At 73.4% G+C, this 25940-nt stretch carries 17 protein-coding genes and 2 pseudogenes; 13 read left to right on the top strand and 6 right to left on the bottom strand.

The window, feature by feature from the left end; genetic code table 11:
- Positions 1 to 420 precede the first annotated feature (420 nt).
- Both K2224_RS35405 and K2224_RS35410 read left to right on the top strand, forming a co-directional pair.
- Positions 421 to 1682, top strand: a pseudogene (locus K2224_RS35405) (3' terminal RNA ribose 2'-O-methyltransferase Hen1); the annotation flags it as partial.
- 77 nt (positions 1683 to 1759) lie between these two features.
- Positions 1760 to 4422 (top strand): annotated as a pseudogene (locus K2224_RS35410) (polynucleotide kinase-phosphatase).
- A 272-nt stretch (positions 4423 to 4694) separates the two neighbouring features.
- On the opposite strand, the gene K2224_RS35415 reads toward K2224_RS35410, so the two are convergent.
- On the bottom strand, positions 4695 to 5660 hold the full coding sequence (locus K2224_RS35415; RefSeq protein WP_221911210.1) for a GlxA family transcriptional regulator: 966 nt from the start codon (positions 5658 to 5660) through the stop codon (positions 4695 to 4697).
- A 95-nt stretch (positions 5661 to 5755) separates the two neighbouring features.
- On the opposite strand from K2224_RS35415, the gene K2224_RS35420 reads away from it, so the two are divergent.
- From K2224_RS35420 to K2224_RS35445, 6 genes are all read left to right on the top strand, one after another.
- Positions 5756 to 7303, top strand: a complete 1548-nt coding sequence (locus K2224_RS35420) for an MFS transporter (protein WP_260693664.1) — start codon at positions 5756 to 5758, stop codon at positions 7301 to 7303.
- A 76-nt stretch (positions 7304 to 7379) separates the two neighbouring features.
- Complete coding sequence (locus K2224_RS35425) at positions 7380 to 8615, top strand: arginine deiminase (protein ID WP_221911212.1); 1236 nt, start codon at positions 7380 to 7382, stop codon at positions 8613 to 8615.
- Positions 8616 to 8868: 253 nt separating this feature from the next.
- A complete protein-coding gene (gene argF / locus K2224_RS35430) occupies positions 8869 to 9873 on the top strand; it encodes an ornithine carbamoyltransferase (protein ID WP_221911213.1) in 1005 nt (334 codons plus the stop codon).
- Positions 9874 to 9995: 122 nt separating this feature from the next.
- Complete coding sequence (locus K2224_RS35435; protein WP_260693665.1) at positions 9996 to 11540, top strand: amino acid permease; 1545 nt, start codon at positions 9996 to 9998, stop codon at positions 11538 to 11540.
- A gap of 195 nt (positions 11541 to 11735) precedes the next feature.
- On the top strand, positions 11736 to 12563 hold the full coding sequence (locus K2224_RS35440) for an enoyl-CoA hydratase family protein (protein WP_221911214.1): 828 nt from the start codon (positions 11736 to 11738) through the stop codon (positions 12561 to 12563).
- A complete protein-coding gene (locus K2224_RS35445; RefSeq protein WP_260693666.1) occupies positions 12560 to 14905 on the top strand; it encodes a bifunctional salicylyl-CoA 5-hydroxylase/oxidoreductase in 2346 nt (781 codons plus the stop codon). Before K2224_RS35440 ends, K2224_RS35445 begins: the two co-directional genes overlap by 4 nt.
- A gap of 430 nt (positions 14906 to 15335) precedes the next feature.
- Here the strand turns inward: K2224_RS35445 and K2224_RS35450 are convergent, their stop codons facing one another.
- Entirely contained in the window at positions 15336 to 15989 is a 654-nt protein-coding gene (locus tag K2224_RS35450) for a TetR/AcrR family transcriptional regulator (RefSeq protein ID WP_221911215.1), read from the bottom strand.
- Positions 15990 to 16472: 483 nt separating this feature from the next.
- On the opposite strand from K2224_RS35450, the gene K2224_RS35455 reads away from it, so the two are divergent.
- Positions 16473 to 17255, top strand: a complete 783-nt coding sequence (locus K2224_RS35455; protein WP_260693667.1) for an HAD family hydrolase — start codon at positions 16473 to 16475, stop codon at positions 17253 to 17255.
- Between the two features lie 122 nt (positions 17256 to 17377).
- Here the strand turns inward: K2224_RS35455 and K2224_RS35460 are convergent, their stop codons facing one another.
- The gene (locus K2224_RS35460; RefSeq protein WP_221911216.1) at positions 17378 to 18250 is read right to left on the bottom strand and encodes a PaaX family transcriptional regulator C-terminal domain-containing protein; all 873 of its coding nucleotides are present in this window, start codon (positions 18248 to 18250) and stop codon (positions 17378 to 17380) included.
- Between the two features lie 4 nt (positions 18251 to 18254).
- Positions 18255 to 19862, bottom strand: a complete 1608-nt coding sequence (locus K2224_RS35465) for an AMP-binding protein (RefSeq protein ID WP_221911217.1) — start codon at positions 19860 to 19862, stop codon at positions 18255 to 18257.
- A 192-nt stretch (positions 19863 to 20054) separates the two neighbouring features.
- Here K2224_RS35465 and K2224_RS35470 point away from each other — a divergent pair, with 192 nt between their 5' ends.
- Entirely contained in the window at positions 20055 to 21212 is a 1158-nt protein-coding gene (locus K2224_RS35470; protein WP_221911218.1) for an acyl-CoA dehydrogenase family protein, read from the top strand.
- 39 nt (positions 21213 to 21251) lie between these two features.
- Here the strand turns inward: K2224_RS35470 and K2224_RS35475 are convergent, their stop codons facing one another.
- Positions 21252 to 21989, bottom strand: a complete 738-nt coding sequence (locus K2224_RS35475) for a metalloregulator ArsR/SmtB family transcription factor (RefSeq protein ID WP_221911219.1) — start codon at positions 21987 to 21989, stop codon at positions 21252 to 21254.
- Positions 21990 to 22296: 307 nt separating this feature from the next.
- On the opposite strand from K2224_RS35475, the gene K2224_RS35480 reads away from it, so the two are divergent.
- On the top strand, positions 22297 to 22845 hold the full coding sequence (locus K2224_RS35480; RefSeq protein WP_221911220.1) for a DoxX family protein: 549 nt from the start codon (positions 22297 to 22299) through the stop codon (positions 22843 to 22845).
- Between the two features lie 81 nt (positions 22846 to 22926).
- Here the strand turns inward: K2224_RS35480 and K2224_RS35485 are convergent, their stop codons facing one another.
- On the bottom strand, positions 22927 to 24456 hold the full coding sequence (locus K2224_RS35485) for a UDP-N-acetylglucosamine 1-carboxyvinyltransferase (RefSeq protein ID WP_221911221.1): 1530 nt from the start codon (positions 24454 to 24456) through the stop codon (positions 22927 to 22929).
- Between the two features lie 100 nt (positions 24457 to 24556).
- Between K2224_RS35485 and K2224_RS35490 the strand changes: the two genes are divergently transcribed.
- Together K2224_RS35490 and K2224_RS35495 are read left to right on the top strand one after the other, a co-directional pair.
- Positions 24557 to 25552: a DUF1648 domain-containing protein gene (locus tag K2224_RS35490; RefSeq protein ID WP_260693668.1), complete on the top strand. Its 996-nt coding sequence runs from the start codon at positions 24557 to 24559 to the stop codon at positions 25550 to 25552.
- Between the two features lies 1 nt (position 25553).
- Positions 25554 to 25913, top strand: a complete 360-nt coding sequence (locus K2224_RS35495; protein ID WP_221911223.1) for a GntR family transcriptional regulator — start codon at positions 25554 to 25556, stop codon at positions 25911 to 25913.
- Positions 25914 to 25940: the final 27 nt, after the last annotated feature.

Consider the following 25940-nt stretch of genomic DNA (forward strand, 5'->3'; position numbering starts at 1 on the left):
CCCAGCGGGGCTGCGATTGGCTGAGCTGGGCTAAGCCAGGTTGAGCCGGGTCGAACCAGGTTGGGCCAGATCGAGCTGGGCTGGCTGGGCCGGGATTGCGGGGGAGTTGGCGGGTGAGGCCGTCCTCGGCGTCGGGGTTGTTGCGGCGTCGGGGGCCCGTGATCCGTCCGGCCGGGGCCCGGTGCGGGGAGTGGGCCCAGGCCGTGGACGAGGGAGGGGGTGCGGGGCGCCTCTCCGGGTTGTGCTGTCGGGGTGTCGGGGGCGCGGGGCTCGGGGTGCGCCGGGCCCTGGGGCGGGGTGCTTCGGGTTCCGGAGTAGGGGGCGCCCCGGCGCCCGCGGGGCGCGGCGCTGGGCTCCCGGGGTGGGGTGCATCGGGATTCTGCGTTGGGTGTAGCGGGATTCCGGGCTGGAGCCGGGTGGGGTGGTGCGGGGCTGGTGGAGCGGCTGTTCGGGACGTTGGGCTGGTCGGTGCCGGCGGAGCCGCTGCCGTTGGACGAGACCTTTCCCGAGTGGGGCGACTCGCGTCATGTGCGGCTCGTCCTGGAGGGGGAGTGCGAACTCTCCCGCGCGCTACGGCACTTGTATGTGCTGCTGCCGGTCCTGGACGACGCCAGGCACTACTGGGTGACGCCCGACGAGGTCGACAAGCTGTTGCGCGCCGGCGAGGGCTGGTCGGAGCATCCCCCCGAGCAGCGGCTCATCGTCGGCCGCTGTCTCGCCCGCCGCTGGTCGCCCGCCCGTGAGGCGATGGCGCGGCCGGAACTGGAGCGGCTCGCCGACGTGGACGACGCGATCGTCGAGGAGATCGACAACGCGGTGGACGAGGAGGCCGGCACCGAGGAGAGGCCGCTCCCGCTCGCCGTGCGGCGGCGCGAGGCGATTCCCGACGTGCTGCGCTCGTCCGGAGCCGCCACGGTCCTCGATCTGGGCTGTGGAAAGGGGGAGTTGGTCGGCGCGCTCCTTGAGGAGGGGCAGTTCACGGAGTCCGTCGGTATGGACGTGTCGATGCGGACGCTCCATGAGGCCGGGAGCCGGCTGCGCCTCGACCGGATGCCCGAGCGCCAGTCGCGGCGCGTACGGCTCGTCCAGGGTCGCTGGCGTACACGGACGACCGGCTCAAGGGGCTCGACGCGGCGGCGCTCAGCGAGGTCGTCGGGCATGTCGATCCGGAGCGGTTGCCGGCGCTGGAGTAAGCGGTGTTCGGGGCGGCCAGGCCGCGGACGGTCGTGGTGACCACCCCGAACGTCGAGTACCACGTGCGCCGGAAATCGTTGCCCGCCGGGCGGGTGCGGCACCCGGACCATCGGTTCGAGTGGACGCGGGAGGAGTTCCGGCGCTGGGCGGCGGAGGCCGCGGCGCGGTACGGCTATGCGGTGTGGTTCGGCCCGGTGGGGCCGGAGGACCCGGAGGTCGGGCCGCCCACCCAGCTCGCGTGCTTCACCCGGGAGGGGAGTGGCGACGGTGATGACAGTGGCGGTGGACGTGGTGGTGATGCCGGCCGCGGTGCCGATGGCGGTACCGGTGCCCGTAGTGCCGATGGTGCCAGGGGCGGAGAGCGAGAGAAGGGTGTAAACGGTAATAAAGGTGTGAGCGGTGGTAGTGGTGCGAGGGTGAGCGCGAGTGGCAGTGGAGGGCCCGGGAGCGGCCGGGCGCGCGGCAGGAGGGGGAGGCGGCATGAGTGACGTGAGCAGTGGGCCTCCGTCCCGGCCCGAGGGGCTGTCTGGCCAGGGGTGTCCGGTGAGCGGGTGTCTGGCGAGGGGTGTCCTCCGTGGCCCGCCGGACGGAGTGTTCGCTGGCTGTGCCCGATCTGTCGCTGGTGGTACTGATCCGAGCGACCGGTTCCGGTAAGTCGACGTTCGCCGCCCGGCATTTCAAGCCGACCGAAGTGATCTCGTCGGACTTCTGCCGGGGGCTGGTCGGTGACGACGAGAACGATCAGTCCGCCAGCGGGGACGCGTTCGAGGGCTGCCGCGCCGCGTCATCCAGCGGCACCGGCGCGAACTGCGGCGTTCGCTGGGCTGGTTGGAGCGCGAGGGCTTCCGCAAGGTGCACGTCCTGTGCGGTGAGCGGGAGATCGAGGCCGCGGAGATCGTCCGGGAGCGGCGGGCCGACGACCTGCGGCACCTCGCCGGGCCGTTCGACATCATCGGCGACATCCACGGGTGCCGCTCCGAGCTGGAGACGCTGCTCGGCCGGCTCGGCTACGAGTTGACACGCGACGGGCAGGGGCGGGCCGTGGACGCGGAGCACCCCGCGGGCCGTACGGCGGTGTTCGTCGGCGACCTCGTCGACCGGGGGCCGGACAGCCCCGGTGTGCTGCGGTTGGTGACGGGAATGGTGGCATCCGGTCACGGATTGTGTGTGTCCGGGAATCATGAGAGCAAGCTCGGACGTTATCTCGATGGTCGGGCTGTTCGGCACACGCACGGACTCGCCGAGACCGTCGAGCAGTTGGGGAGGGAGGACGAGACGTTCCGCGCTGAGGTCGCGGAGTTCATTCGGGGACTGGCCGGTCACTACGTCCTGGACGGGGGTGGATTGGTGGTGTGTCATGCCGGGCTGCCGGAGAAGTACCACGGCCGTACGTCGGGCCGGGTGCGGTCGTTCGCGCTGTACGGCGACACGACGGGCGAGACCGACGAGTTCGGCCTGCCCGTGCGGTATCCGTGGGCGGAGGAGTACCGCGGCCGCGCCGCCGTCGTCTACGGCCACACGCCCACCCCGCGTGCCGGCTGGCTCAACAACACCATCTGCCTGGACACCGGATGTGTCTTCGGCGGGAAGCTGACCGCGCTGCGCTGGCCGGAGCGCGAGCTGGTGGACGTTGCGTCGGAGCGCGTCTGGTACGAGCCCGCCAGGCCGCTGGCCGCGGAGGCGCCGGGCGGGGCGGCCGGCCGGCCGCTGGATCTGGGCGATGTGGCCGGCCGGCGGGCCGTGGAGACCCGCCACATGGGCCGCCTCGCCGTCGGGGAGGAGAACGCCGCGGCCGCTCTGGAGGCGATGAGCCGCTTCGCGACGGACCCGCGGCTGCTGCCATATCTGCCACCGACCATGGCGCCCTGCCCGACCGCTCCGGAGGGCGAGGCCGACGCTCGCGGCGAGGGCTTCCTGGAGCATCCGCGGGAGGCGTTCGCCGAGTACCGTGCGGCCGGCGTCCGGGAAGTGGTGTGCGAGGAGAAGCACATGGGTTCCCGGGCGGTGGTGCTGGTCTGCCGGGACGAGGCGGTGGCCCGGGAGCGGTTCGGGGTGGCGGACGCGGGGGTGTCGGGTGCCCTGTACACCCGCACCGGACGGCCGTTCTTCGACGATCGGGAGACGACGGAGCGGATACTGCGGCGGGTCCGTGACTGTGTGGGCCGGGCCGGGCTCTGGGCGGAGCTGGACACCGGCTGGCTGTTGCTGGACGCCGAGTTGATGCCGTGGTCGCTCAGGGCGACGGAGTTGCTGCGTACGCGGTACGCGGCGGTCGGTGCGGCGTCCCGGGCGGTGTTCCCGGGGATGCTGGGCGCGCTGGAGGCGGCGGCCGCCCGCGGGGTGGAGGTGGCCGAACTGCTCGAACGGCAGCTGGGCCGGGCGGCCGACGCCGCGGCGTTCACCGAGGCGTATCGGCGCTGCTGCCGGCGGATGGGGGAGCCGGTGCCGTCCGAGGAGCCGGTGTCGTCCGGGGACGTCGGTCCGGATGGCCGACCTGGTGACCGTCCGGGTGAGACGTCCTGGTCCGGGCGTGGTGGGTTGGCCGGGATGCGGCTCGCGCCGTTCCAGATACTCGCCGTCGAGGGCCGTAGCCTGGCCGGTCTGCCGCATACCGAGCAACTGGCCCTGATCGACCGGCTGATAGCGGCCGAGCAGGTGCCCGCGGTGGTGGAGGGCGGGGCGGCGGATCGCCGTGCTGCCGAGGTATCGGAAGCGTCTGGGACGTCCACGGTGGCCGAGGCGCCCGAGGCGAAAGCCGACTCCGCGGGTGGGGTGTCCGCGGCCGTGCCTGTCGTGTCTGCTGCCGAGCGAATACGGTTGCTGGCGCCGACGCGGCGGCTGGTCGTCGACACCGGGGACGAGGCTTCGGTTGCGGCCGGTGCGGCGTGGTGGCTGGATCTCACCGCCGACGGTGGTGAGGGCATGGTCGTCAAGCCGCTCCGGGCACTGGTCCGGCAGCCGGACGGTCGGCTCGTCCAGCCGGGCCTCAAGTGCCGTGGCCGGGAGTACCTGCGGATCGTCCACGGCCCGGAGTACACCCGTCCGGAGAACCTGCGGCGGCTGCGCGTCCGCCACCTCGGTCACAAGCGTTCGCTGGCCCTGCGCGCGTACGCGCTCGGGCTGGAGGCGCTCGACCGGCTGGCGGCGGGCGAACCGCTCCGGCGGGTGCACGAGGCCGTCTTCGCGGTGCTCGCGCTGGAGTCGGAGCCGGTGGATCCGCGGCTGTAGGGCGTGTCGTCAAACTCCCGCCTCCCTCGGGACGCCTGGCACGCGCTCCCCCACGCCTTGAGGGCGCGGGGGACCCTCATCCTGCGCTGTCGGGCTCATCCCGGTACGCCCAGTACCGGGATGACCCTCCGCCTTGAGATCGCACGCACCAGACGCAGCGAGGCCCGCCCTCCGGGCGGACGACGGGAGTTTGACGACACGCCCCAGCGGTGGGGCGCAGCGGAACGCGAGCGTGGCCCGCGCCGTGGGTCCAGGCGGCGCGGGCGGTGGCTTCAGGCCACCCGTGCCGCTCGGTATGTGCGTCGGTAGTCGACCGGGGGTACGCCCATCGCGCGGGTGAAGTGGCGGCGGAGGTTTGCGGCCGTCCCCAGGCCGGCGATCTCCGCCACCCGGTCCATGGACAGGTCCGTGCTCTCCAGCAACTCCCGGGCCCGGGCGATCCGTTGGGACTGGAGCCACTGCATCGGCGTGGTGCCGGTCGCGGCGTGGAAGCGCCGTACGAGGGTGCGTGGGCTGGTGTGCGCGTGCCGGGCGAGGTCGGCGACGGTCAGCGGCTCGCGGAGCCGTTCGGTGGCCCAGTGCAGGACGGGAGCGAGGGAGTCGTCGCGTCGCTCCGGCAGCGGCGTCTCGATGTACTGTGCCTGGCCGCCGGGGCGGTGCGCGGGCGCGACCAGTTGCCTGGCGAGGGAGTTGGCGACCTCCGTGCCGAAGTCCTCGCGGATGAGGTGCAGGCAGACGTCGATGGAGGCGGTGGCGCCCGCGCCGGTGAGCACGTCGCCGTGGTCGACGTAGAGCACCGCCGGGTCCACGCTCACCGCCGGATAGCGCTCGGCGAGCAGTGCCGCGTACATCCAGTGCGTGGCGGCGGTCCGGCCGTCGAGCAGTCCGGCCGCGGCGAGGGTGAAGGCGCCCGAGCAGAACGAGACCACGCGTGCGCCGCGGCGGTGGGCCTCGCGCAGGGCGTCGACGAGTTCGTCCGGCGGGTCGCCGTGGACGTCCGCGGACGCCGGCACGATGACCGTGTCGGCGGAGACCAACTCCGCGACGCCGTAAGGGGTCCGGGTGCTGAACCACGCGCCGGCGAGGTTCGTCTCGCCCTCCCGGCCGCCGACCGCGCACACCCGGAGGTCGTACCAGTCCGGAGGTGGCCGGAGCCGGTCGAAGCCGAAGACGTGGCAGGGCACGGCGAGTTCGAAGAACGGCATGCCGGCGGTGACGGCGATCGCGAGCGATGGCATGGCGCGAGTGTCGCAGAACGGGTGGCAGAAATGTAGCGGGTGGTGGCAGTACTGCCACTCGTGGCAGGGGAGCGTTCGGCCGATGCTTGATCGGCATGACCACTCCTCATCTGGGCGGCCGGGGGACGGGCATGCCCGCGGGCGCGGGCCCTGCTCCCCACCTCACCGAAACCGACACCGACGTCAACACCGGCACCGGCACCGGCACGGACACCACAAGCGCCACCGTGATCACGAGCAGCACCGCCGCCACGAGCACCACCGCCGGCGAAGCCCCCGACCCCCGTCGCTGGCTGATCCTGGCGATCGCCTCCGCTGCGCAGTTCCTGGCCGTACTCGACCTGATCGCGGTCACCATCGCCTTCCCGGCGATCGGCCAGGACTTCGCGCCGGCGCCGGCCTCCGCGCTCTCCTGGGTGCTCAACGGCTACACCGTCGTGCTGGCCGCGCTCCTGGTGCCGGCCGGTCGGCTGGCCGACGAGGCCGGACGGCGGCGCTGCTTCCTGATCGGCATGGTGCTGTTCGGCCTGGCCTCGGCGGCCTGCGGCGCGGCCCCCACGCTGGCGCTGCTGATCGTCGCGCGGGTGGTGCAGGGCGCGGCCGCCGCGGTCCTGATCCCCACCTCGCTGTCCCTCGCGCTGCCCGCCTTCCCGGCCCGCGAGCGGGCCACCGCGGTCGGTGTGTGGACGGCGGTCAGCGCGGTGGCGGCGAGTTCCGGGCCGGTGCTCGGCGGGCTGCTCGCCGCGGTCGACTGGCGGCTGATCTTCCTGATCAACGTCCCCGTGGTGCTGCTCGCGGTCGGCGCGGGCGGCCGGCTGCTGCCCCGGTCGGTGCGCGGGCCGCGGCAGGCGCTCGACCTGCCGGGGACGGCGCTGGTGCTGGTGTGCGTCGGCGCGTTGGTCACCGCGTTCGTCGAGGCCCCGGAGTGGGGGTACACCACTCCGGCCACGCTCGCCGTCCTGGCCGCCGGCGTCCTGGCGGGTGTACTGGGCGTCCGCCACGTCCGGCGGGCCGAACAGCCCGTCGTGCACCCGGTGCTCTTCCGTACACCCGGCTTCACCCCGGCCACCCTGGGGCTGTTGAGCTACTTCGTCGCCTACGGGGCGATGATGCTCGCCGCGAGCCTGCTGTTCACCGACGTCTGGCACTACCCGGTGCGGACGGCGGGGCTGGCGATGGCGCCCTGGCCGCTGACCGTGCTGGTGGTCTCGGTGGTCTCCGGCCGGATCGTCGGGGCGATCGGCGGCCGGATGACGGCGGTGGTCGGTGCGCTGTGCTTCGTGGCGGCGGCGCTGTGGTGGATCGTGCTGGCCGGCGACGGGAGCGGGGGGACGCACTACGCGGTGCGGTTCCTGCCCGGTCTGGTCCTCGCCGGGTGCGGCACCGGGCTCTACCAGCCGGTGATGTTCGCCGCCGCGGGATCGCTGCCGAGCAGTCAACTCTCCCTCGGATCCGGCGTGCTGATGGTGTCGCGGCAGGCCGGTACCGCGCTCGGCGTGGCCGTCCTGGTCGCCACCATGGGCGGCCGGCAGCAGCCGGATCTGGGGGCGCTGCGCGGTGGCTGGATCATCGCGGCGGTGACCTCGGCGGTCGCGGTGGCGGCGGCGCTGACCCTGCGGCGGAGCGGGGAGGGGCGGGGGTAGACCGGGCCGACACCCGCACGCCCCGACATCCTCCCGACTCCCGACGTCCGGCCGTCGGAGCCGACAAGATGGGGAGATGGGATTCCATGTCGACTCAGAGGCCGGGCGGTTGCGCCGGGTGATCCTGCACCGCCCCGATCTGGAACTGAAGCGGCTCACCCCGTCCAACAAGGACACCTTGCTCTTCGACGACGTGCTGTGGGTGCGGCGGGCCCGGGCCGAGCACGACGGGTTCGCGGACGTGCTCCGCGACCGGGGCGTCGAAGTGCACCTCTTCGGGGATCTGCTCGCCGAGAGCCTGCAGATCCCCGAGGCCCGCACGCTGGTCCTGGACCGGGTCTTCGACGAGAAGGAGTACGGGCCGCTGGCGACCGACCACCTCCGGGCGGCGTTCGACGAGCTGCCGGTGCCCGAACTCGTCGAGGCGCTGGTCGGCGGGATGACCAAGCGCGAGTTCCTGGAACGTCATCCCGAACCCACCTCGGTCCGCTTCCACGTGATGGACCTCGACGACTTCCTGCTGGGACCGCTGCCCAACCACCTCTTCACCCGCGACACCTCCGCCTGGGTCTACGACGGGGTGTCGATCAACTCGATGCGCTGGCCCGCCCGGCAGCGCGAGACCGTGCACTACGAGGCCATCTACCACCACCATCCGCTCTTCCGTGACGAGTCCTTCCACGTCTGGTCGGACGGCCAGGCGGACTTCCCCTCGACGATCGAGGGCGGCGACGTCCTCGTCCTGGGCAACGGCGCGGTGCTGATCGGCATGAGCGAACGCACCACGCCACAGGCGGTGGAACTCCTGGCCCGCGGGCTGTTCGCGGCGGGATCCGCACGGACGATCGTGGCGCTGGACATGCCCAAGCGGCGGGCGTTCATGCACCTGGACACCGTGATGACCATGATCGACGGGGACACCTTCACCCAGTACGAGGGCCTGGGCATGCTTCGCTCGTACACCATCGAACCGGGTGCCGGCGCGCAGGACCTCAAGGTCACCGACCATCCGCCGGAGCACATGCACCGCGCCATAGCGTCCGCCCTCGGCCTCGCCGACATCCGGGTGCTCACCGCGACCCAGGACGTGCACTCGGCAGAGCGCGAGCAGTGGGACGACGGCTGCAACGTGCTGGCGGTGGAGCCGGGCGTGGTGGTCGCCTACGAGCGCAACGTCACCACCAACACCTTTCTGCGCAAGCGCGGCATCGAGGTGATCACGATCCCCGGGAGCGAACTGGGGCGCGGGCGCGGCGGGCCGCGCTGTATGAGCTGCCCGGTGACGAGGGACGCGGTGCCGGGCGTGGGGTGATCCGGGGCGGCGTGGGAGGGGACGGGAGGGGCGGCGCGCCGCCGGTAGGGTCCACCCGGGAGACCCGTATAGAGATGCGTTAACTCGTATATAATTCCACAGTGGGGGCCGAGCGGAGCCCAAGCGCACGACACCCACCGACTCATCGGCCACCGCTCACCGACCACACCACCTCACCATCCCCTCGCCCCACCGATTCACCCGCCCCCTCCATCACCCCCGCCCCACCCCGCCGCGAACGAGGAGCCCACCCATGGCGATAGACCTCACGGGTCGCCACTTCCTCAAGGAGCTGGACTTCAGCGCCGAGGAGTTCCGCCGACTGATCGATCTGGCCGCCGAGCTGAAAGCGGCCAAGCGCGCCGGTACCGAGGTCCGCCGCCTGAACGGCCGCAACATCGCCCTGATCTTCGAGAAGACCTCGACCCGGACGCGCTGCTCCTTCGAGGTCGCCGCCGCGGACCAGGGCGCCTCGACGACCTACCTCGACCCGTCCGGCTCGCAGATCGGGCACAAGGAGTCGGTCAGGGACACCGCCCGCGTCCTCGGCCGGATGTTCGACGCCATCGAGTTCCGCGGCAGCCGCCAGGCAGACGTCGAGGAACTCGCGGCGCACGCCGGGGTGCCCGTCTACAACGGGCTCACCGACGACTGGCACCCGACCCAGATGCTCGCCGACGTCCTGACCATGATCGAGCACGGCGGCGGCCGCCCCCTGACGGAGACCGCCTTCGCCTACCTCGGCGACGCCCGCAACAACATGGGCAACTCCTACCTCGTCACCGGCGCGCTGCTCGGCATGGACGTACGGATCGTGGCGCCCCGGCAGCTGTGGCCCGAGGAGTCCGTCATCGCCCGGGCGCGGGCGCTCGCGGAGACCAGCGGGGCCCGCGTCACCCTCACCGAGGAGGTCGCCGAGGGCGTCCTGGGCGCCGACTTCGTCGCCACCGACGTCTGGGTCTCCATGGGTGAGCCCAAGGAGGTCTGGGACGAACGGATCGCGCTGCTCGCCCCGTACGCGGTCACGACGGACGTGCTGCGCGCGACCGGCAGGTCCGGCGTGAAGTTCCTGCACTGCCTGCCCGCCTACCACGACCTCGGCACCGCGGTCGGCCGGGAGATCCACGCCCGGCACGGTCTGACCTCGCTGGAGGTCACCGACGAGGTCTTCGAGTCCGCGCACTCGGTGGTCTTCGACGAGGCGGAGAACCGGATGCACACCATCAAGGCGGTGATGGTGGCGACGCTGGGCCGATAGCTTCGGCCGGCCCGGATACCATCGAGCCGCACACGGGGCCCGGACCCATCGGTCCGGGCCCCGCTCCGCGCCCGGCCCACCCGCGCCGCCGCGCCTCGCACCACCAGAGAGAGAACCGCCCCATGCCCCGCCCAGGCGCGTCCGGACTGCGCATCAAGTCCCCCGACCTGCTCATCGCCGAATCCGGAGCGGATCTCCACGGCCACGGCCTGCGGCGCAGCATGGGTCTCTTCCAGCTCATCTGCTTCGGCGTCGGCGCCATCGTCGGCACCGGCATCTTCGTCGGCCTCTCCGACACCGTCGCCCAGGCCGGCCCCGCGGTCGTCGTCTCCTTCGTACTGGCGGCCGTCACCTGCGTCCTCACCGCCTTCTCCTTCGCCGAGCTGGGCGGCGCGATCCCGGTCTCCGGCAGCTCGTACTCCTACGCCTACGCCACCCTCGGCGAGCGCACCGCCTTCCTCGTCGGTTGGTGCCTGCTGCTCGAATACGGCGTCTCGGTCTCGGCGGTCGCCGTCGGCTGGGGCCAGTACCTCAACCAGCTGCTCGGCAGCCTCACCGGCTGGCAGCTGCCCGCCGCGCTCGCCAACCCGCCCGGCGCGGGCGGTGTCGTCAACCTCCCGGCCGTGGTCGTGGTGGTGCTGGCCGCGGTGCTGCTGGTCCGCGGGGTCCGGGAGAGCGCCCGGGCCACCGCCGCGATGGCGCTGCTCAAGCTGGCGGTGCTGGTGCTCTTCTGCGTGATCGGCTTCGGCGCGTTCCGCAGCGGAAACCTCTCCCCGTTCGCCCCGGAGGGCCTGGCCGGGATCACCTCCGGCGCCTCCGTCGCGTTCTTCTCGTACATCGGCTTCGACTCGATCACCACCGCCGGCGAGGAGGCCCGGAACCCGCGCCGGGACGTCCCCGTCGCGATCATGGTCTGCATCGGGGTGGTCACCGTCCTGTACTGCCTGGTCGCGCTGGCCGCCATCGGTGCGCTCTCGGCCGACCAGGTCGCGGGCCGCCCCGCCGCGCTGTCGCTGATCGTCGACCGGGTCACCCACTCCGGCATCGGCGGCACGGTGATCGCCTTCGGCGCGGTCGTCGCCATCGCCTCCGTCGTCCTGGCCGTGATGTACGGCCAGACCCGCATCCTGATGTCGATGGCGCGGGACGGCCTGGTCCCGGGGGTCTTCGCGCGGATCTCGCCCCGGACCGCCACGCCCGTCGCCAACACCTGGATCGTCGCCGCCGTCTTCGCCGTCCCGGCCGCGGTCGTCCCGCTGGACATGGTGATGAACCTCAGCAGCGTCGGCACCCTTGCCGTCATGGCGGTGGTCAACGTCAGCGTGCTGGTGCTGCGCCGCACCCGGCCCGCCCTGCCGCGCCGCTTCCGCGTCCCGCTCTTCCCGCTCAGCCCCCTGCTCGGCGTCGCCTTCTGCGGCTACCTCGTCTACGGCACCGGCCCGGCCGTCTGGCTCCAGTTCGCCGGCTTCCTCGCCGTCGGCCTGGTGCTCTACGCGGTCTACGGACGCCGGCATTCGCGCCTCGGGGACGGGGACGGGGACAAGGCCGAGATCGCGGCAGGAGTCGGGACCGCCGCCGAACCCGCAGTAGTCGCCGACACCACCGATGGCACCGGCCACCACGGCACGGCAGCGTCCTCCGCCGGCACGGCAACCGGGGCTCCCTGACCGTCCGCGCCCCCGGCCCCCCGGACGACCGCGCCCGACGCGCAGCCCGCCCCCACCCGCCCGAATATCGCGCCCTCATGACGACGGTCACAAACGAGTGATAGCTTCGAAGGGCATTTCGCGCGTCCCGCACCGCCACCGCATCCGCGGCCACCGCACGCACCAGCCGTCCGGCTGAAGGGGGCAGGCAGACCGATGAGCCCGTTCGCAGGATCCGCCCGCAGCACCGGCGCATGGCAGCACATCCGGGTCACCAGAGAGGACGGCGTCGCCACCGTCACGCTCGCCCGCCCCGAGAAGCTCAACGCGCTCACCTTCGAGTCCTACGCCGACCTCCGCGACCTGCTCGCCGAACTCTCCCGGGAGCGCTCCGTCCGCGCCCTGGTCCTGGCCGGCGAGGGCCGCGGCTTCTGCTCCGGCGGTGACGTCGAGGAGATCATCGGTGTCACCCTCGGCATGGACACCGCCCAGCTCCTGGACTTCAACCGGATGACCGGGCAGGTCGTCCGGGCCATCCGGGAGTGCCCGTTCCCGGTCGTCGCGGCCGTCCACGGCGTGGCCGCCGGCGCCGGCGCGGTGCTCGCCCTGGCCGCCGACTTCCGGGTCGCCGACCCCTCCGCCCGCTTCGCCTTCCTCTTCACCCGGGTCGGCCTTTCCGGCGGCGACATGGGTGCGGCCTACCTGCTGCCCCGCGTCATCGGCCTCGGCCACGCCACCCGGGTGCTGATGCTCGGCGACCCGGTCCGCGCCCCCGAGGCCGAACGACTCGGCCTGATCAGCGAGTTGGCCGAGGAAGGGCGCGCCGACGAGCGGGCCGCCGCCCTCGCCCGCCGGCTCGCCGACGGCCCGGCCCTGGCCCACGCCCAGACCAAGGCACTGCTCACCGCCGAACTCGACATGCCGCTGGCCGCCGCCGTCGAACTCGACGCCAACACCCAGGCACTGCTGATGAACAGCGCCGACTACGCCGAGTTCCACGCCGCCTTCACGGCGAAGCGGCCGCCCGAGTGGCAGGGCAGGTGAGCGCGCCCGTGGGCCAGGAGCCGCGGCCCCTGAAGGTCGCCGTCCTCGGCGGCGGCCCCGGCGGGCTCTACGCCGCGGCCCTCCTCAAACGCCTCGACCCGGAGCGCGAGATCACCGTCTGGGAGCGCAACGCCCCCGACGACACCTTCGGCTTCGGTGTCGTCCTCTCCGACCAGACCCTCGGCGGCATCGAGCACGCCGACCCGGTCGTCTACGGCGCGCTGCAGGCGGAGTTCGTGCGCTGGGACGACATCGACATCGTGCACCGCGGCCGCACCCTCACCTCCGGCGGCCACGGCTTCGCCGCCCTCGGCCGCCGCCGGCTGCTGGCCGTCCTCCACGACCGCTGCCGCGCGCTGGGCGTCCGGCTGCTCTTCCGCACCGAGGCCCCGCCGGCCGCCGAACTCGCCCGCGACCACGACCTGGTGATCGCCGCCGACGGCGTGCACAGCACCACCCGCACCGCCCACGCCGACGTCTTCCGCCCGCGGCTGACCACCCACCGCTGCCGCTACATCTGGCTCTCCGCCGACTTCGCCCTGGACGCCTTCCGCTTCGAGATCGCCGACACCGGCCACGGAATCGCCCAACTCCACGCCTACCCCTATGCCCGCCCGTCGCCCGCCCGGCCCGATGGACCCGGCGCCGACGCGGACGCCGGCGCCAGCACCGTCATCGTCGAGATGCGCGAGGAGGTCTGGCGCGCCAACGGCCTGGACGCCCTCGACGAGACCGCCTCGGCCGCCTGGTGCGCCGGGCTCTTCGCCGGCACCCTGCGCGGCCGCCCGCTGCGCACCAACAACTCCAGCTGGATCGCCTTCCGCACGGTCGTCAACGAGCGCTGGTCGCACGGCCGGATCGTGCTGCTCGGCGACGCCGCGCACACCGCCCACTTCTCCATCGGCTCCGGCACCAAACTCGCGGTCGAGGACGCCCTCGCCCTCGCCGCCTGCCTCCGCGAACAGCCCACCGTCCCGGGCGCCCTCACCGCCTACGAGGCCGAGCGCCGCCCCGTCGTGGCCTCCACCCAGCGCGCCGCCCGCGCCAGCCTCGCATGGTTCGAGGACCTGGCCACCTACACCGGCCAGCCGCCGCACCAGTTCGCCTTCAACCTGCTCACCCGCAGCCGCCGCGTCACCCACGGCAATCTGCGGCTGCGCGATGCGGAGTTCACCGACGCGGTGGCCGCCGAGGCCCGCGTCCCCGCCGGGACGCCGCCGATGTTCACCCCCTTCCGGCTGCGCGGACTGACCCTGCGCAACCGGGTCGTGGTCTCCCCGATGGACATGTACTCCGCCGTCGACGGCACCCCCGGCGACTTCCACCTCGTCCACCTCGGCTCGCGCGCGCTCGGCGGCGCCGGCCTGGTGATGACCGAGATGGTCTGCGTCAGCCCCGAGGGGCGGATCACCCCGGCCTGCAGCGGCCTGTACGCGCCCGAGCACGAACGGGCCTGGCGCCGCGTCGCCGACTTCGTCCACGCCCAGGCGCCCGGCACCGCCCTCGGCGTCCAGCTCGGCCACTCCGGCCGCAAGGGCTCCACCCGGCGCATGTGGGAGGGCATCGACCAGCCGCTCCCGGACGGCAACTGGCCGCTTGTCGCCCCCTCCGCCCTGCCGTACCGCCCGGGCGTCAACCAGACCCCGCAGGCCCTGACGGCCACCGAACTGGCCGCCGTGCGCGAGCAGTTCGCCGCCTCGGCCGCCTCCGCCGCCCGCGCCGGCTTCGACCTCCTCGAACTCCACTGCGCGCACGGCTATCTGCTCTCCGGCTTCCTCTCCCCGCTCACCAACCACCGCACCGACGCCTACGGCGGTTCCCTCGCCGGCCGGCTCCGCTTCCCCCTCGAAGTCTTCGACGCGGTCCGCGAACAATGGCCGGCGGACCGCCCGATGACCGTCCGGATCTCCGCCACCGACTGGGCGGACGGGGGCACCACCCCCGACGACGCGGTGGCCATCGCGGCCGCCTTCGCCGAGCACGGCGCCGACGCCATCGACGTCTCCACCGGCCAGGTCGTGCCCCACGAGCGCCCCGACTTCGGCCGCTCCTACCAGACCCCGTTCGCCGACCGGATCCGCAACACCCTCGGCATGCCGGTCATCGCCGTCGGCGCCATCTCCTCCTGGGACGACGTCAACTCCCTGATCCTGGCCGGCCGCGCCGACCTGTGCGCCCTGGCCCGCCCTCACCTCTACGACCCGCACTGGACCCTGCACGCCGCCGCCGAACAGGGCTACACCGGCCCGGGTGCCTCCTGGCCGCTCCCCTACCAGGCGGGCAGCCGCATCCCGCCCACCGGCCGCACCGACGCCCCGAAACCCCGCCTCACCCTGAACTGACGGACACCGCTGCCCGCGCCCTCCGGATCTCAAGCGCATCTCAAGCGCATCGCGAGTGGCTCGCAGAAGGGTCGCAGACGGAGCGCAAGGAAGCCGACTGCGTGGTCGGCCGGAGCCGGCAACAGTGGTCAACAGCGGCCGGGGCGGCGGCCGTCGAGGAGCCCGCGCGCGGCGACGCGGAGCCGGGCCGGGCCCCGTCGGAGGTTCGGCGGCCTCCGCGGCTCCCGCGGTCGGTTTCCGTACGGCGATACAGCGCGGCCGGACTGGAGTGAGCAGCCGGCGGACGCGGGCCGTCGAGATGCTCCTGGACGGCGCCCGGGACGCCATGTCGAGCCGATACAGGGGGAGTTGCGCGGGCGGTACGGGATCCGGACCGGGATACGGGGCGGGGGTGCGGACCGCCCTGAAGCCGTGCGGCTGCGCGAGGTGGTCAGCCGGCCGGGACCTGGGCCGGTGCCGGGATCCCGGCGGTCGCGACGCGGTCCGACGTGGCCGGCAGCAGTCCCCACAGTCCGGTGACCGCCTCCGTGTCCCACCACGTCCGGTCGCTGCCGCCCAGGTGCAGCAGGCCCACCACGACCGACGTCAGCAGCTGGGCGGTGCGGCGGGGTTCGGCGTCCGAGGGGTGCGGGTCGGGGAGGCCGCCGCCGACACCGACCGGTGCGCCCGTGCCGCAGGTCACCGCCTTGTCGAGGAAGAGCGTGTACCAGCGCTGCTCCAGGGCGTGGATGTCCAGACCGGGCGCGGTCTCCGGGCGCAGCCGCAGTCCGGCGCGCAGCACCGCGTCCGACTGCACCCGGCCGAACAGCTCGACGGCGAAGTCGCGGACGGCGACGGTCAGCGGCTCGGGGGAGCGCAGGAAGCCCTCCTCGATGTCGTTGAGGGAGGCCAGGGCGGCGTCCCGTACCGCGAGGGTCAGGTCGTCCTTGGACGTGAAGTGGAAGTAGAGGGCGCCCTTGCTGAGCCGGGCCCGCCGGCTGATCTCGACCATGCCCGCGGCGGGCACTCCCTTTTCCAGGAAGGTCTCTGCGGCCGAGCGGATGAGCGCCTGACGGCTCTGGATGGCGCGATGCTGCGTGGGCACGGTGTCCGTCCCGTCTCTCGTACGACTGCAACGTCTTTGCAGTCTACAGAGAAAACCAACCATGCGGTTCGCTATGGTGAAGGGAAATGGCCGGATCCACCCTGCCCTGTCGGGAAGTGATCGCTCGTTCAACGGACCGGATCCGACCGCCGGGTGGGCGCCTGGGGCGGATGGGGTCTGGCCTCAAGGGGGCACGTCGTCGAGCGTCAGAGAGGGGCTAAGGCGCATTGACAAACAGCGCAGGCGGTTTTTAAATCTCCGAAGGCGGTAAACGGGACGATCCCTTCCGATGCCGCCGCCCCGACGGTCGCGTACCGCCCTTGGACAGCGGTGCCCCACGGCGAGACCGCCTCTGCCGCCACAGTCGTCGACCACAGGCCCGCCCGACCAGCTGAGCCCGTCCAGTCACCCGAGCCCCGCACCCATCGGAACCCGGAAAGGTCCCCATCCATGCGCGTATCAATGGAAGTCGGCGAACGTCCTGTGAGAGGCGCGCGGAGCGCCGGCGGTGAGGCGCTCAGGGCCGCCGTCTTCGACCTGGACGGCACCCTCGCCAACACCCTGCCCGCGATCAGCAAACTGCTGATCAAGGTGGCCAAGGAGCAGGGCTGTTCGGTGACCGCGCGGCAGGCGGCCGCTGCCATCGGCAAGCCCCCGGCCGCCGCGTTCGGACGCCTGCTGGGCCGGCCCGAGGACGACGGCCGGGTGCAGGCCGCGATCTCCCGCTACCGTGAGCTGTTCTCCTACGAGGTCCTGTGCCAGGGGCCGCAGTTGCTCTATCCCGGAGTGACGGCCGGGCTGTCCGCGCTGCGCGCACACGGCGTCGAACTCGCCGTCGCCACCTCCAAGACCACCCGCGCCGCCGAGTCCCTGCTCGACGTGATGGGCATCCGCGACCTGGTCGGCCCGGTCATCGGCCAGGACATGGTCCGGCGCGGCAAGCCGCACCCGGAGATGGTGCTGCGCGCGGCCGGCCGGCTGGGGGTCCCGGCCTGGCAGAGCGCCTACGTCGGGGACACCGTGGGGGACATGCGGATGGCGGTGACCGCGCGCATGGAACCGGTCGCGGTCACCTACGGCAGCGGCACCTTCGGCGAACTCGCCGCGGTGGCCGGGACGCGGATGTGCAGCTCCTTCAAGGACGTGGTGTCGGTGATCGCCGCCGCCCGGCCGCGGCCGTCGACGGCCGCCGGGCCGGTCGTCCGGCAGCGCCGGGCCGCCGCCGTCCCGGTGGGCGCGCAGCAGCGGCGGCGCCGCCTGCCGTAGGCACGGGGAGGGCCCGCGGCCCAGGGGGAACACCGGGGCCACGGGCCGGAGGCGATGGTGCGGGACGTACGAGGACACGGCGGGGCCGCCCGCCCGGTGGACCAGGCCGGGAGCGGGGCGGGTCAGCCGGTGTCCTGGGTGCGGTGCGGCCCGGCCATCGCCTCGTGTGCGTAGCGGGCGCCGGCGTCCCGCAGTCGGGAGTGCAGCCGGGCGAACACCTCGGCCGCGCGGCCGCCGGGCCAGCCCGCCGGCAGCAGGTGCGGGGGCAGGCCGGGATCGGCGTACGGCAGGCGCCGCCAGGCGTCCAGGGCGAGCAGATAGTCGTGGTAGGCGGCCTCGGGGGGCAGCGTGCGGCGCCGGGTCCAGCGGGCCAGGACCGGTTCGTGTACGGACAGGAAGGCGCGGTGTCGGGCGGCCAGCGCGTCCAGGTCCCACCAGCGCGCCACGGCCTGCGCGGTGGGCGTGAAACCGGCGTGGTCGCCCGTGAACAGGTCCACATAGTCGGCCAGTTGCAGCCGTTCCAGGGTGTGCCGGGTCTCCTCGTAGAGGTGCGCGGGGGCGATCCACACTCCGGGGGCCGCGGTGCCGAAGCCCAGCCGGGCCAGCCGGGAGCGCAGCAGATGGCGCTTGTGCCGCTCCTCCTCGGGGACGGAGAAGACGGCCAGTACCCATCCCTGCGGTGGGCCGGCGGGCCGGCCGAATATCCTGCGGTCGCCGTCGGCCAGCAGTTGGCGGCCCGCGTCGGAGAGCCCGTACGCCGCGGCGCCGGCGGGGGTGCGCTCCGGGACCAGCAGTCCGCGGCGCTTGAGCCGGGAGACCGCCGAGCGCACCGACGGCGGATCCACGCCGAGCACGCCGAGCAGCCGGATCAGCGCGGCCACCGGCACCGGGCCGGGCGGCCGCCCGCCGGAGGTCTCCGCTCCGCCGCGTCCGTAGGCCCCGTACAGGGTGACGATCAGGGACCGCGGGGTGGCCTGGGCATGCTCGTCGTTCACCGGTTCACTCTAGATGCCGCTCGCGCAGCCGGAAGCGCTGGAGCTTGCCGGTCGGGGTGCGCGGCAGCGCGGTGTGGAGGACCACTTCGCGCGGGCACTTGTAGGGCGCGATACGGGACTTGACGAAGGCGCGCAGCGCCGCGACGGTCCCCTCGCCGGGCGGTACGCCGTCGCGCAGCACCACATGGGCGACGACGATCTCGCCGCGGTCCGCGTCGGGCCGGCCGACCACCGCCGCCTCGGCGACGTCGGGGTGCCGCAGCAGGGCGTCCTCCACCTCGGGGCCGGCGATGTTGTACCCGGCCGAGATGATCATGTCGTCCGCGCGGGCCACATAGCGGAAGTAGCCGTCCCGGTCCCGGACATAGGTGTCGCCGGTGAGGTTCCAGCCGTCGCGGACGTAGCCGGTCTGCCGGTCGTCGGCGAGGTAGCGGCAGCCGGTCGGGCCGCGGACCGCGAGCAGCCCCGGCGTGCCGTCCGGCACCGGGCGGCCGTCCGGGCCGACCACCCGCGCCTCGTAGCCGGGCACCGGCAGTCCCGTCGTTCCGGGCCGTATGGCGTCATCGGCGGCGGACAGGAAGATGTGCAGCAGTTCGGTGGCGCCTATCCCGTTGATGATCCGCAGTCCGGTCGCCTCGTACCAGGAACGCCAGGTGGCGGCGGGCAGGTTCTCGCCGGCCGAGACACAGCGGCGCAGCGAGGACAGGTCGTGGCCGTCGAGTTCGGCCAGCATCGCCCGGTAGGCGGTCGGCGCGGTGAACAGCACGGAGATCCGGTGGGCCGCGACGTCGCGGAGCAGTCGCCGGGGCCCGCCCCAGTCGGCCAGGTACGCCGAGGCCCCGGCCCGCAGCGGGAAGACCACCAGTCCGCCAAGCCCGAAGGTGAAGCCGAGCGGCGGGCTGCCGGCGAACACGTCGTCCGGGCGCGGTCGCAGCACCTGCGCCGAGAAGGTGTCCGCGACGGCCAGCACATCGCGGTGGAAGTGCAGGCACCCCTTGGGGCGGCCGGTGGTGCCCGAGGTGAAGGCGACCAGCGCGACGTCGTCGGCGGCGGTCGGCACCGCCGGGTACGGTGCGCCGCCGGGCCGCGCGCGGCGCACCAGGTCGTCCGGGCCGTCACCGCCGTACGTCGTGATCCGCAGCTCCGGGACCCCGGCGCGGACCAGGTCGCCGACCGCTCCGGCCTCGCACAGCGCGTGCCGGACCCGGGCGATCCGGCAGATCGTGGCGAGTTCGTCCGGCCGGTGCGCCGCCAGGACCGTCACCGCCACCGCGCCGGCCTTCATGACGGCGAGCCAGCAGGCCGCCAGCCAGGGCGTGGTGGGGCCGCGCAGCAGGACGCGGTTGCCCGGCACGACGCCCAGCGGGCCGGTCAGGAGATGCGCGATGGCGTCGACCCGCGTCCGCAGTTCCTCGTAGGACCACACCTCGCCGTGGGCGTCGCGGACCGCGGGCCGGTCCCCGCCCAGCCGGGCGATGGTCGCGTCGAGGAGCTCCGCGCCGCAGTTCAACCGGTCGGGATAGCCCAGGTCGGTGAGGTGCGGCCACTGCTCGGGCGGCGGCAGCCGGTCGCGGGTGAAGGTGTCGGTGTGGGCCGAGGACCGTAGCTCCATGCGGGGTGCGCCCCCTTGCGCCGGGTGGCCGCCGGGCGGCCGGGGAGGGGTGGAGGTGTGGGGGAGGGGACCGGGAGGACTGCCGTACGGATGCTCGTCAGCGTAACGTCTTCGTGACGGCAGTCAACAGACCGCGATAACAGGTCGCCGGGCCGTCGCCGCGTCCGGTACCGCTACCAGGGGAGTCGCCTCGTGACCGCATTCGCACTGGGACCGGAGCAACAGGAGTGGTGCGCCCGGCTGCGCGCCCGCACGGCCGAACGGCTGCGCCCCCTGGCGGAGAAGGGGGAACCGGGCCGGGTCAACCGCCCGCTGGTCGCCGCCCTCGGCGAACTCGGCCTGCTGGACCGGCTCTTCCCCGACGGCGGCAGCCCGCGGGCGCTGGACCTGTGCCTGCTGCGGGAGTCGCTGGCCCAGGAGTGCACGGAGGCGGAGACCGCCCTGGCGCTCCAGGGACTGGGGGCCGGCCCGATCGTCCAGTCCGGGACGGACGCCCAACGGGCCCGCTGGCTGCCGGAGGTGACGGCCGGCCGGGCGGTCGCGGCCTTCGCGCTGAGCGAGCCGGGCGCCGGCTCGGACGCCGCGGCACTCGCCCTGGCCGCCGCACCCGACGGCCCCGGCCGCTGGCGGCTGTCCGGTGAGAAGTGCTGGATCTCCAACGCCCCCGAGGCCGACTTCGCCACCGTCTTCGCCCGCACCGGCGGCGCCGGCGGGGCCCGCGGCATCACCGCCTTCCTCGTCCCCGCCGATCGCCCGGGGCTGTCCGGCGAACCGCTGGACATGCTCAGCCCGCACCCCATCGGCACCCTGGTCTTCGACGGCACGCCGGTGACCGCCGACGACGTGCTCGGGGAGGTCGGTGGCGGCTTCGGCGTGGCGATGCGCACGCTGAACCTCTTCCGGCCCAGCGTCGGCGCGTTCGCGGTCGGCATGGCGCAGGCAGCGCTGGACGCCGCGCTGGCGCACGCCGGCACCCGTACCGCGTTCGGCGGGCCGCTCAAGGACCTCCAGTCCGTCGGCCACCGGCTCGCCGAGATGGCCACCCGTATCGAGGCCGCCCGGCTCCTGGTGTACGCGGCCGCGGCCGCCTACGACCGCGGCGCCCCGGACATCGCCCGCCGCGCGGCGATGGCCAAGCTCCTGGCCACGGAGACCGCGCAGGACGTCGTCGACGCCGCCGTCCAGATCCACGGCGCCCGCGCCCTGTGCCGCGGCCACCTCCTGGAGCACCTCTACCGCGAGGTCCGCGCCCCGCGCATCTACGAGGGCGCCACGGAGGTCCAACGGTCCCTGATCGCGAAGGAGTTGTACCGCGAGGCGGGGCGCCGGCCGGCCGGGGCCGGCGGCTGACCGGCGCCGCGCGGGCCGCCGCCGCGGCGGGCCGCGGAGTCACCGCTCGCCGGCGTCGTCGTCCTCCGGGGGCGGGCCCGCCACGTCGTCACCGCGCAGTTCGACGCAGCACGAGCCGGGCCGCGGCGCCTGCACCGCCCGGGTCCGGTCGCTGCCCAGGCCGCGCAGATAGCCGGCCAGGAACGCCTGGTTGACGGCGCAGACGAGCTCCGGGGCCTTGGCGGCCAGCGGATGGAACGGGCAGTTGCACAGGCGCAGCACGGTGGGGGCGGTGCGCTCCGGCTCGAACCCGAACGCGTCCAGCCTCTCCGCGGCCAGGCTCAGTCCGCGCTCGGCCCCCAGTCGCCCGGGGCGCATCCGCGCACGGTCGGCCGCCCCCAGCGCCGTGCCGTGCTCGCGGGCGACCCGGAGTGCGGCCTCGCGGGCCGATTCGCCGTCCGCCGCGGTGGTGACGGCCTCGGCGAGGAAGCCGGCCAGGATCTCGTGGCGGCGCTCGGGGATGCTCACCGCGATGGCCTCGGCCACCAGCTCGTACACCTTCGGCCGGCGGCCGACCTTGTGGATGCCGGCGGCGGACTCGTAGTGGGTGTGCAGCAGCCCCGCCGCCACCAGCTTGTCGAGGTGGAAGGCGGCAAGCTTGCGGGAGATCCCCAGGCTGTCGGCGACCTCCTCGCGGGTGACCGGCCGCCGCGCCCGCCGCGCGAACTGGAACATGCGGCGGCGGAGGTCGTCACCGAGGACGGCCAGCGAGGTCAGCGACGCGCCATCCAGTCCCACACCGTCACTGTAGTGCGCCTATCACCAATTTTCTTGAGCCAAATACGTACTTCCACGTATCAATCCCATTTTGCTTGACCCTACCGAACAATAAGTCCAACAATGATGGGAGAAACAGCCGACGGTGGGTCCGGTCGGCGCCCCGCCGCCCTCGCCGTCACCACCACGTACGCGTGCCGCTGACCGTCATCGCGCAGGTGCCGGCAGCTGCCCGGGGTGCCGCGCAGCCGTCCCGACGGCAGCCGGACGGTCCTTGCGGCGACCCACCGCTATCCGTCTTCCGTTCCCCTCCCCTCCGGAGCACGAGATGAGGACCGCCGACCAGCCGTCCCCGCCCGCGGAGCGCATGGCGCAGTACCCCGCCGGACACCGGTCCTCCGCCGGCGACTGGGGGCTTCTGCTTCTCCGACTCACCTTCGGCCTGCTCATGGCCGGGCACGGAGCCCAGAAGCTCTTCGGGATCTTCGGCGGCCGTGGCCTGGCGGCCACCGGCCGGGGCTTCGAGGCCCTCGGCTACCACCCGGGCAAGGTCTTCGCCGTGATCTGCGGCCTCTCCGAGGCCCTCGGCGGCCTGGGCCTGGCGCTGGGGTTCCTCACCCCGCTCGCCGCGGCCGCAATCGTCGGCGTCATGATCAACGCCATGGCCACGGTCACCGGCGCCCACGGGCTGTGGACGACCCAGGGCGGCGTGGAGGACGGCCTCGGCGTCACCGTCGCCGCCCTCGCCGTCGCCGCCCTCGGCCCGGGCCGCCTCGCCGTCGACCGCTTCTTCCCCTGGGGCAGGGGCGGCTGGCTCCCCCTCGCCGTCGCCCTGGGCCTCGGCGGCACCGGAGCCGCGATCACCCTGACCCTCTGACGTCGGCCCCACGCCCCTGCACCCGCTCCGGCATCACCTGCCACGGCCCGGAGCGGGCGCGACGGCGCCCGCTCCCCTTCCTCAGATGTCCCGGAAGGTTTCGATCTGGGCGCCGATCGAGTTCAGGCGTTCGGCGAGGTCCTCGTAGCCGCGGTTGATGACGTAGACGTTGCGCAGGACCGAGGTTCCCTCGGCGGCCATCATGGCCAGCAGGACGACGACGGCGGGGCGGAGTGCCGGGGGGCACATCATTTCCGCGGAGCGCCAGCGGGTGGGGCCGTCGACCAGGACGCGGTGCGGGTCCAGGAGTTTGACCTGGGCGCCGAGCCGGGTGAGGTCGGTGAGGTAGATGGCGCGGTTGTCGTAGACCCAGTCGTGGATGAGGGTCTGGCCCTGGGCGGTGGCCGCGATGGCCGCGAAGAACGGGACGTTGTCGATGTTGAGGCCTGGGAAGGGCATCGGGTGGATCTTGTCGATCGGGGCCTGGAGCTTGGAGGGACGGACCGTCAGGTCGATCAGGCGGGTACGGCCGTTGTCGGCGCGGTACTCCGTGCTGCGCTCGTGGTCCAGGCCCATCTCCTCCAGGACGGCCAGCTCGATCTCCAGGAACTCCACCGGGACCCGACGGATCGTCAGTTCCGACTCGGTGACGACGGCCGCCGCCAGCAGGCTCATCGCCTCGACCGGGTCCTCGGACGGCGCGAAGTCCACATCACGGTCGATCTTGGCGATGCCGTGGACAGTGAGGGTGGTGGTGCCGATGCCGTCGACCCGGACGCCCAGCTCCTCCAGGAAGAAGCAGAGGTCCTGGACCATGTAGTTGGAGGAGGCGTTGCGGATGACCGTGATGCCGTCGTGCCGCGCGGCGGCCAGCAGTGCGTTCTCGGTGACGGTGTCGCCGCGTTCGGTCAGGACGATGGCGCGCTTGGGGGCGACGGTGCGGTCGACCTCCGCGAGGTAGGTGCCGTCGGTCGCGGTGACCTCCAGACCGAAGTGCCGCAGAGCCGTCATGTGGGGCGTGACGGTCCGGGTGCCGAGGTCGCAGCCGCCCGCGTAGGGCAGCTTGAAGTGGTCCATCCGGTGCAGCAGCGGGCCGAGGAACATGATGACGCTGCGGGTGCGGCGGGCCGCCTCCATGTCCATGGCGTCCAGGTCGAGTTGGGCCGGCGGCACGATCTCCAGGTCGTTGCCGTCGTTGATCCAGCGGGTGCGGACGCCGATGCTGCCCAGCACCTCCAGGATGCGGTAGACCTCCTCAATACGGGCCACCCGCCGCAGAGTTGTGCGGCCCGCGTTGAGCAGCGTCGCGCACAGCAGCGCGACGCAGGCGTTCTTGCTCGTCTTGACGTCGATGCTGCCGGACAGCCGGCGGCCGCCGACGACCCGCAGATGCATCGGTCCGGCGTATCCGAGCGAGACGATTTCGCTGTCCAGGGCTTCGCCGATGCGGGCGATCATCTCAAGGCTGATGTTCTGGTTGCCGCGTTCGATGCGATTGACCGCACTCTGGCTGGTGCCGAGCGCCTCGGCGAGCTGCGTCTGTGTCCAGCCACGGTGTTGCCTGGCGTCACGGATGAGCCTGCCGATGCGTACGAGGTAGTCGTCTGCCATGGGGTGACCGTATCTCAGATATGAGATTGATGCGTGATCGCGAGGTCCTCTCGGGGTTGTTCTAGTACTGTACGAACAACTGGAGGTCGCCATGGTCGTCATGAAGCAATCCGGGGTGTCCGCCCCACCCGCCGGCACCCGCCGGCGGGGCTGGCTCGCCGCCGCGCCGTTCATCGTCGTCACCCTCGCCCTCGGCGCGCTCTACGCGTGCGTCGCCGGCCGGCTGCCCGACCGGCTCGCCACCGGCTTCGGCCTCGACGGCCGGCCCGACGGCTACTCCTCGCCGCAGACGTTCCTCGTGATGTGCCTGGCGGTCCTGTTGGGGCTCGGCGCCGGCATCGGTCTGTTGGTCCGGCGCGGGGTGCCCGCGGGGCGCGGGCGGATACTCGTCGGGACGGGCTGGTTCACCGCCGTCGTCCTCGGCGTTCCGTCGGCCGTGATCCTGCTCGGGAACGCCGGGAACGCCGGTGACGCCGGTCCGGGTGCGGTACGGCTCCCGGCCTGGGTGATGGCGGTCACGCTGGGGGCGGGGGCCGTGGCCGGCGTCCTGGCCGGGCTGTTGGCCGGTCCCGACGTCCCGGCGCCCCGCCCCGCAGCGGGTACCGCGGACCGCCTCGACCTGCCCGCCGGTGTCCGGGCCGGCTGGTCACGCACCGTCAGCTCGCTGCCGATGGCCCTCCTGGGCGGCCTGCTGGTGGGCGTCGGAATCCTCCAGGCCGCGCTCGGCAGCCCGCTCGGCGGTGCGGTGATGGGCGCGGGCGGCGTGACGGTCGTGGGCTGTTGCTCCGCACGGGTGACCGTCGACCGGCGCGGGCTGACCGTCCAGCCGACCCTGCTGCCGTTCGCGCGGCGCCGGATACCGCTCGACAGGACGGCGGAGGCGACCAGCCGCTCGATCGCGGCGCTCTCCGAGTACGGTGGCTGGGGGTACCGCATCCGGCCCGGCGGCAGCGGCCTGCTGCTCCGCTCGGGAGAGGGCGTGGTGCTCCGCCTCACCAACGGCCGGGAGTTCGTGGTGACGATCGACGACGCCGCCACCGCCGCCGCCCTGCTCAACACCTACCTCGACCGCCGGCGCTCCGGAGAAGGAGGCTGACGTGCTGTTCCGTGTCGACCCCGGTTCGTCCGTCCCGCTCGGCGACCAGATCGCCGCCTCGGTCCGCGGCGCCATCGCCGACGGCTCGGTCCGCGCCGGGGAGCGCCTCCCCGCCGCCCGCGCGCTGGCCGCCTCCCTCGGCGTCAACGTCCACACCGTGCTGCGCGGCTACCAGCGGCTGAAGGAGGAGGGGCTGATCGAACTCCGCCGCGGCCGCGGCGCGGTGGTCACCGGAGCCGCCTCCCCGGCCCGCGCCCGTCTCGGCGAGACCGCCGAGCGGTTGATCGCCGAGGCGCGCCACCTGGGCCTGACCGACGAGGAGATCGTGCGGGTGGTACGGCTCGGGCTGGACGGCGGATGAGCCGGGCCCGGGCGGGCGGTCGGCGCC

It is taken from the genome of Streptomyces sp. BHT-5-2 (assembly GCF_019774615.1).
GTDB lineage: Bacteria > Actinomycetota > Actinomycetes > Streptomycetales > Streptomycetaceae > Streptomyces.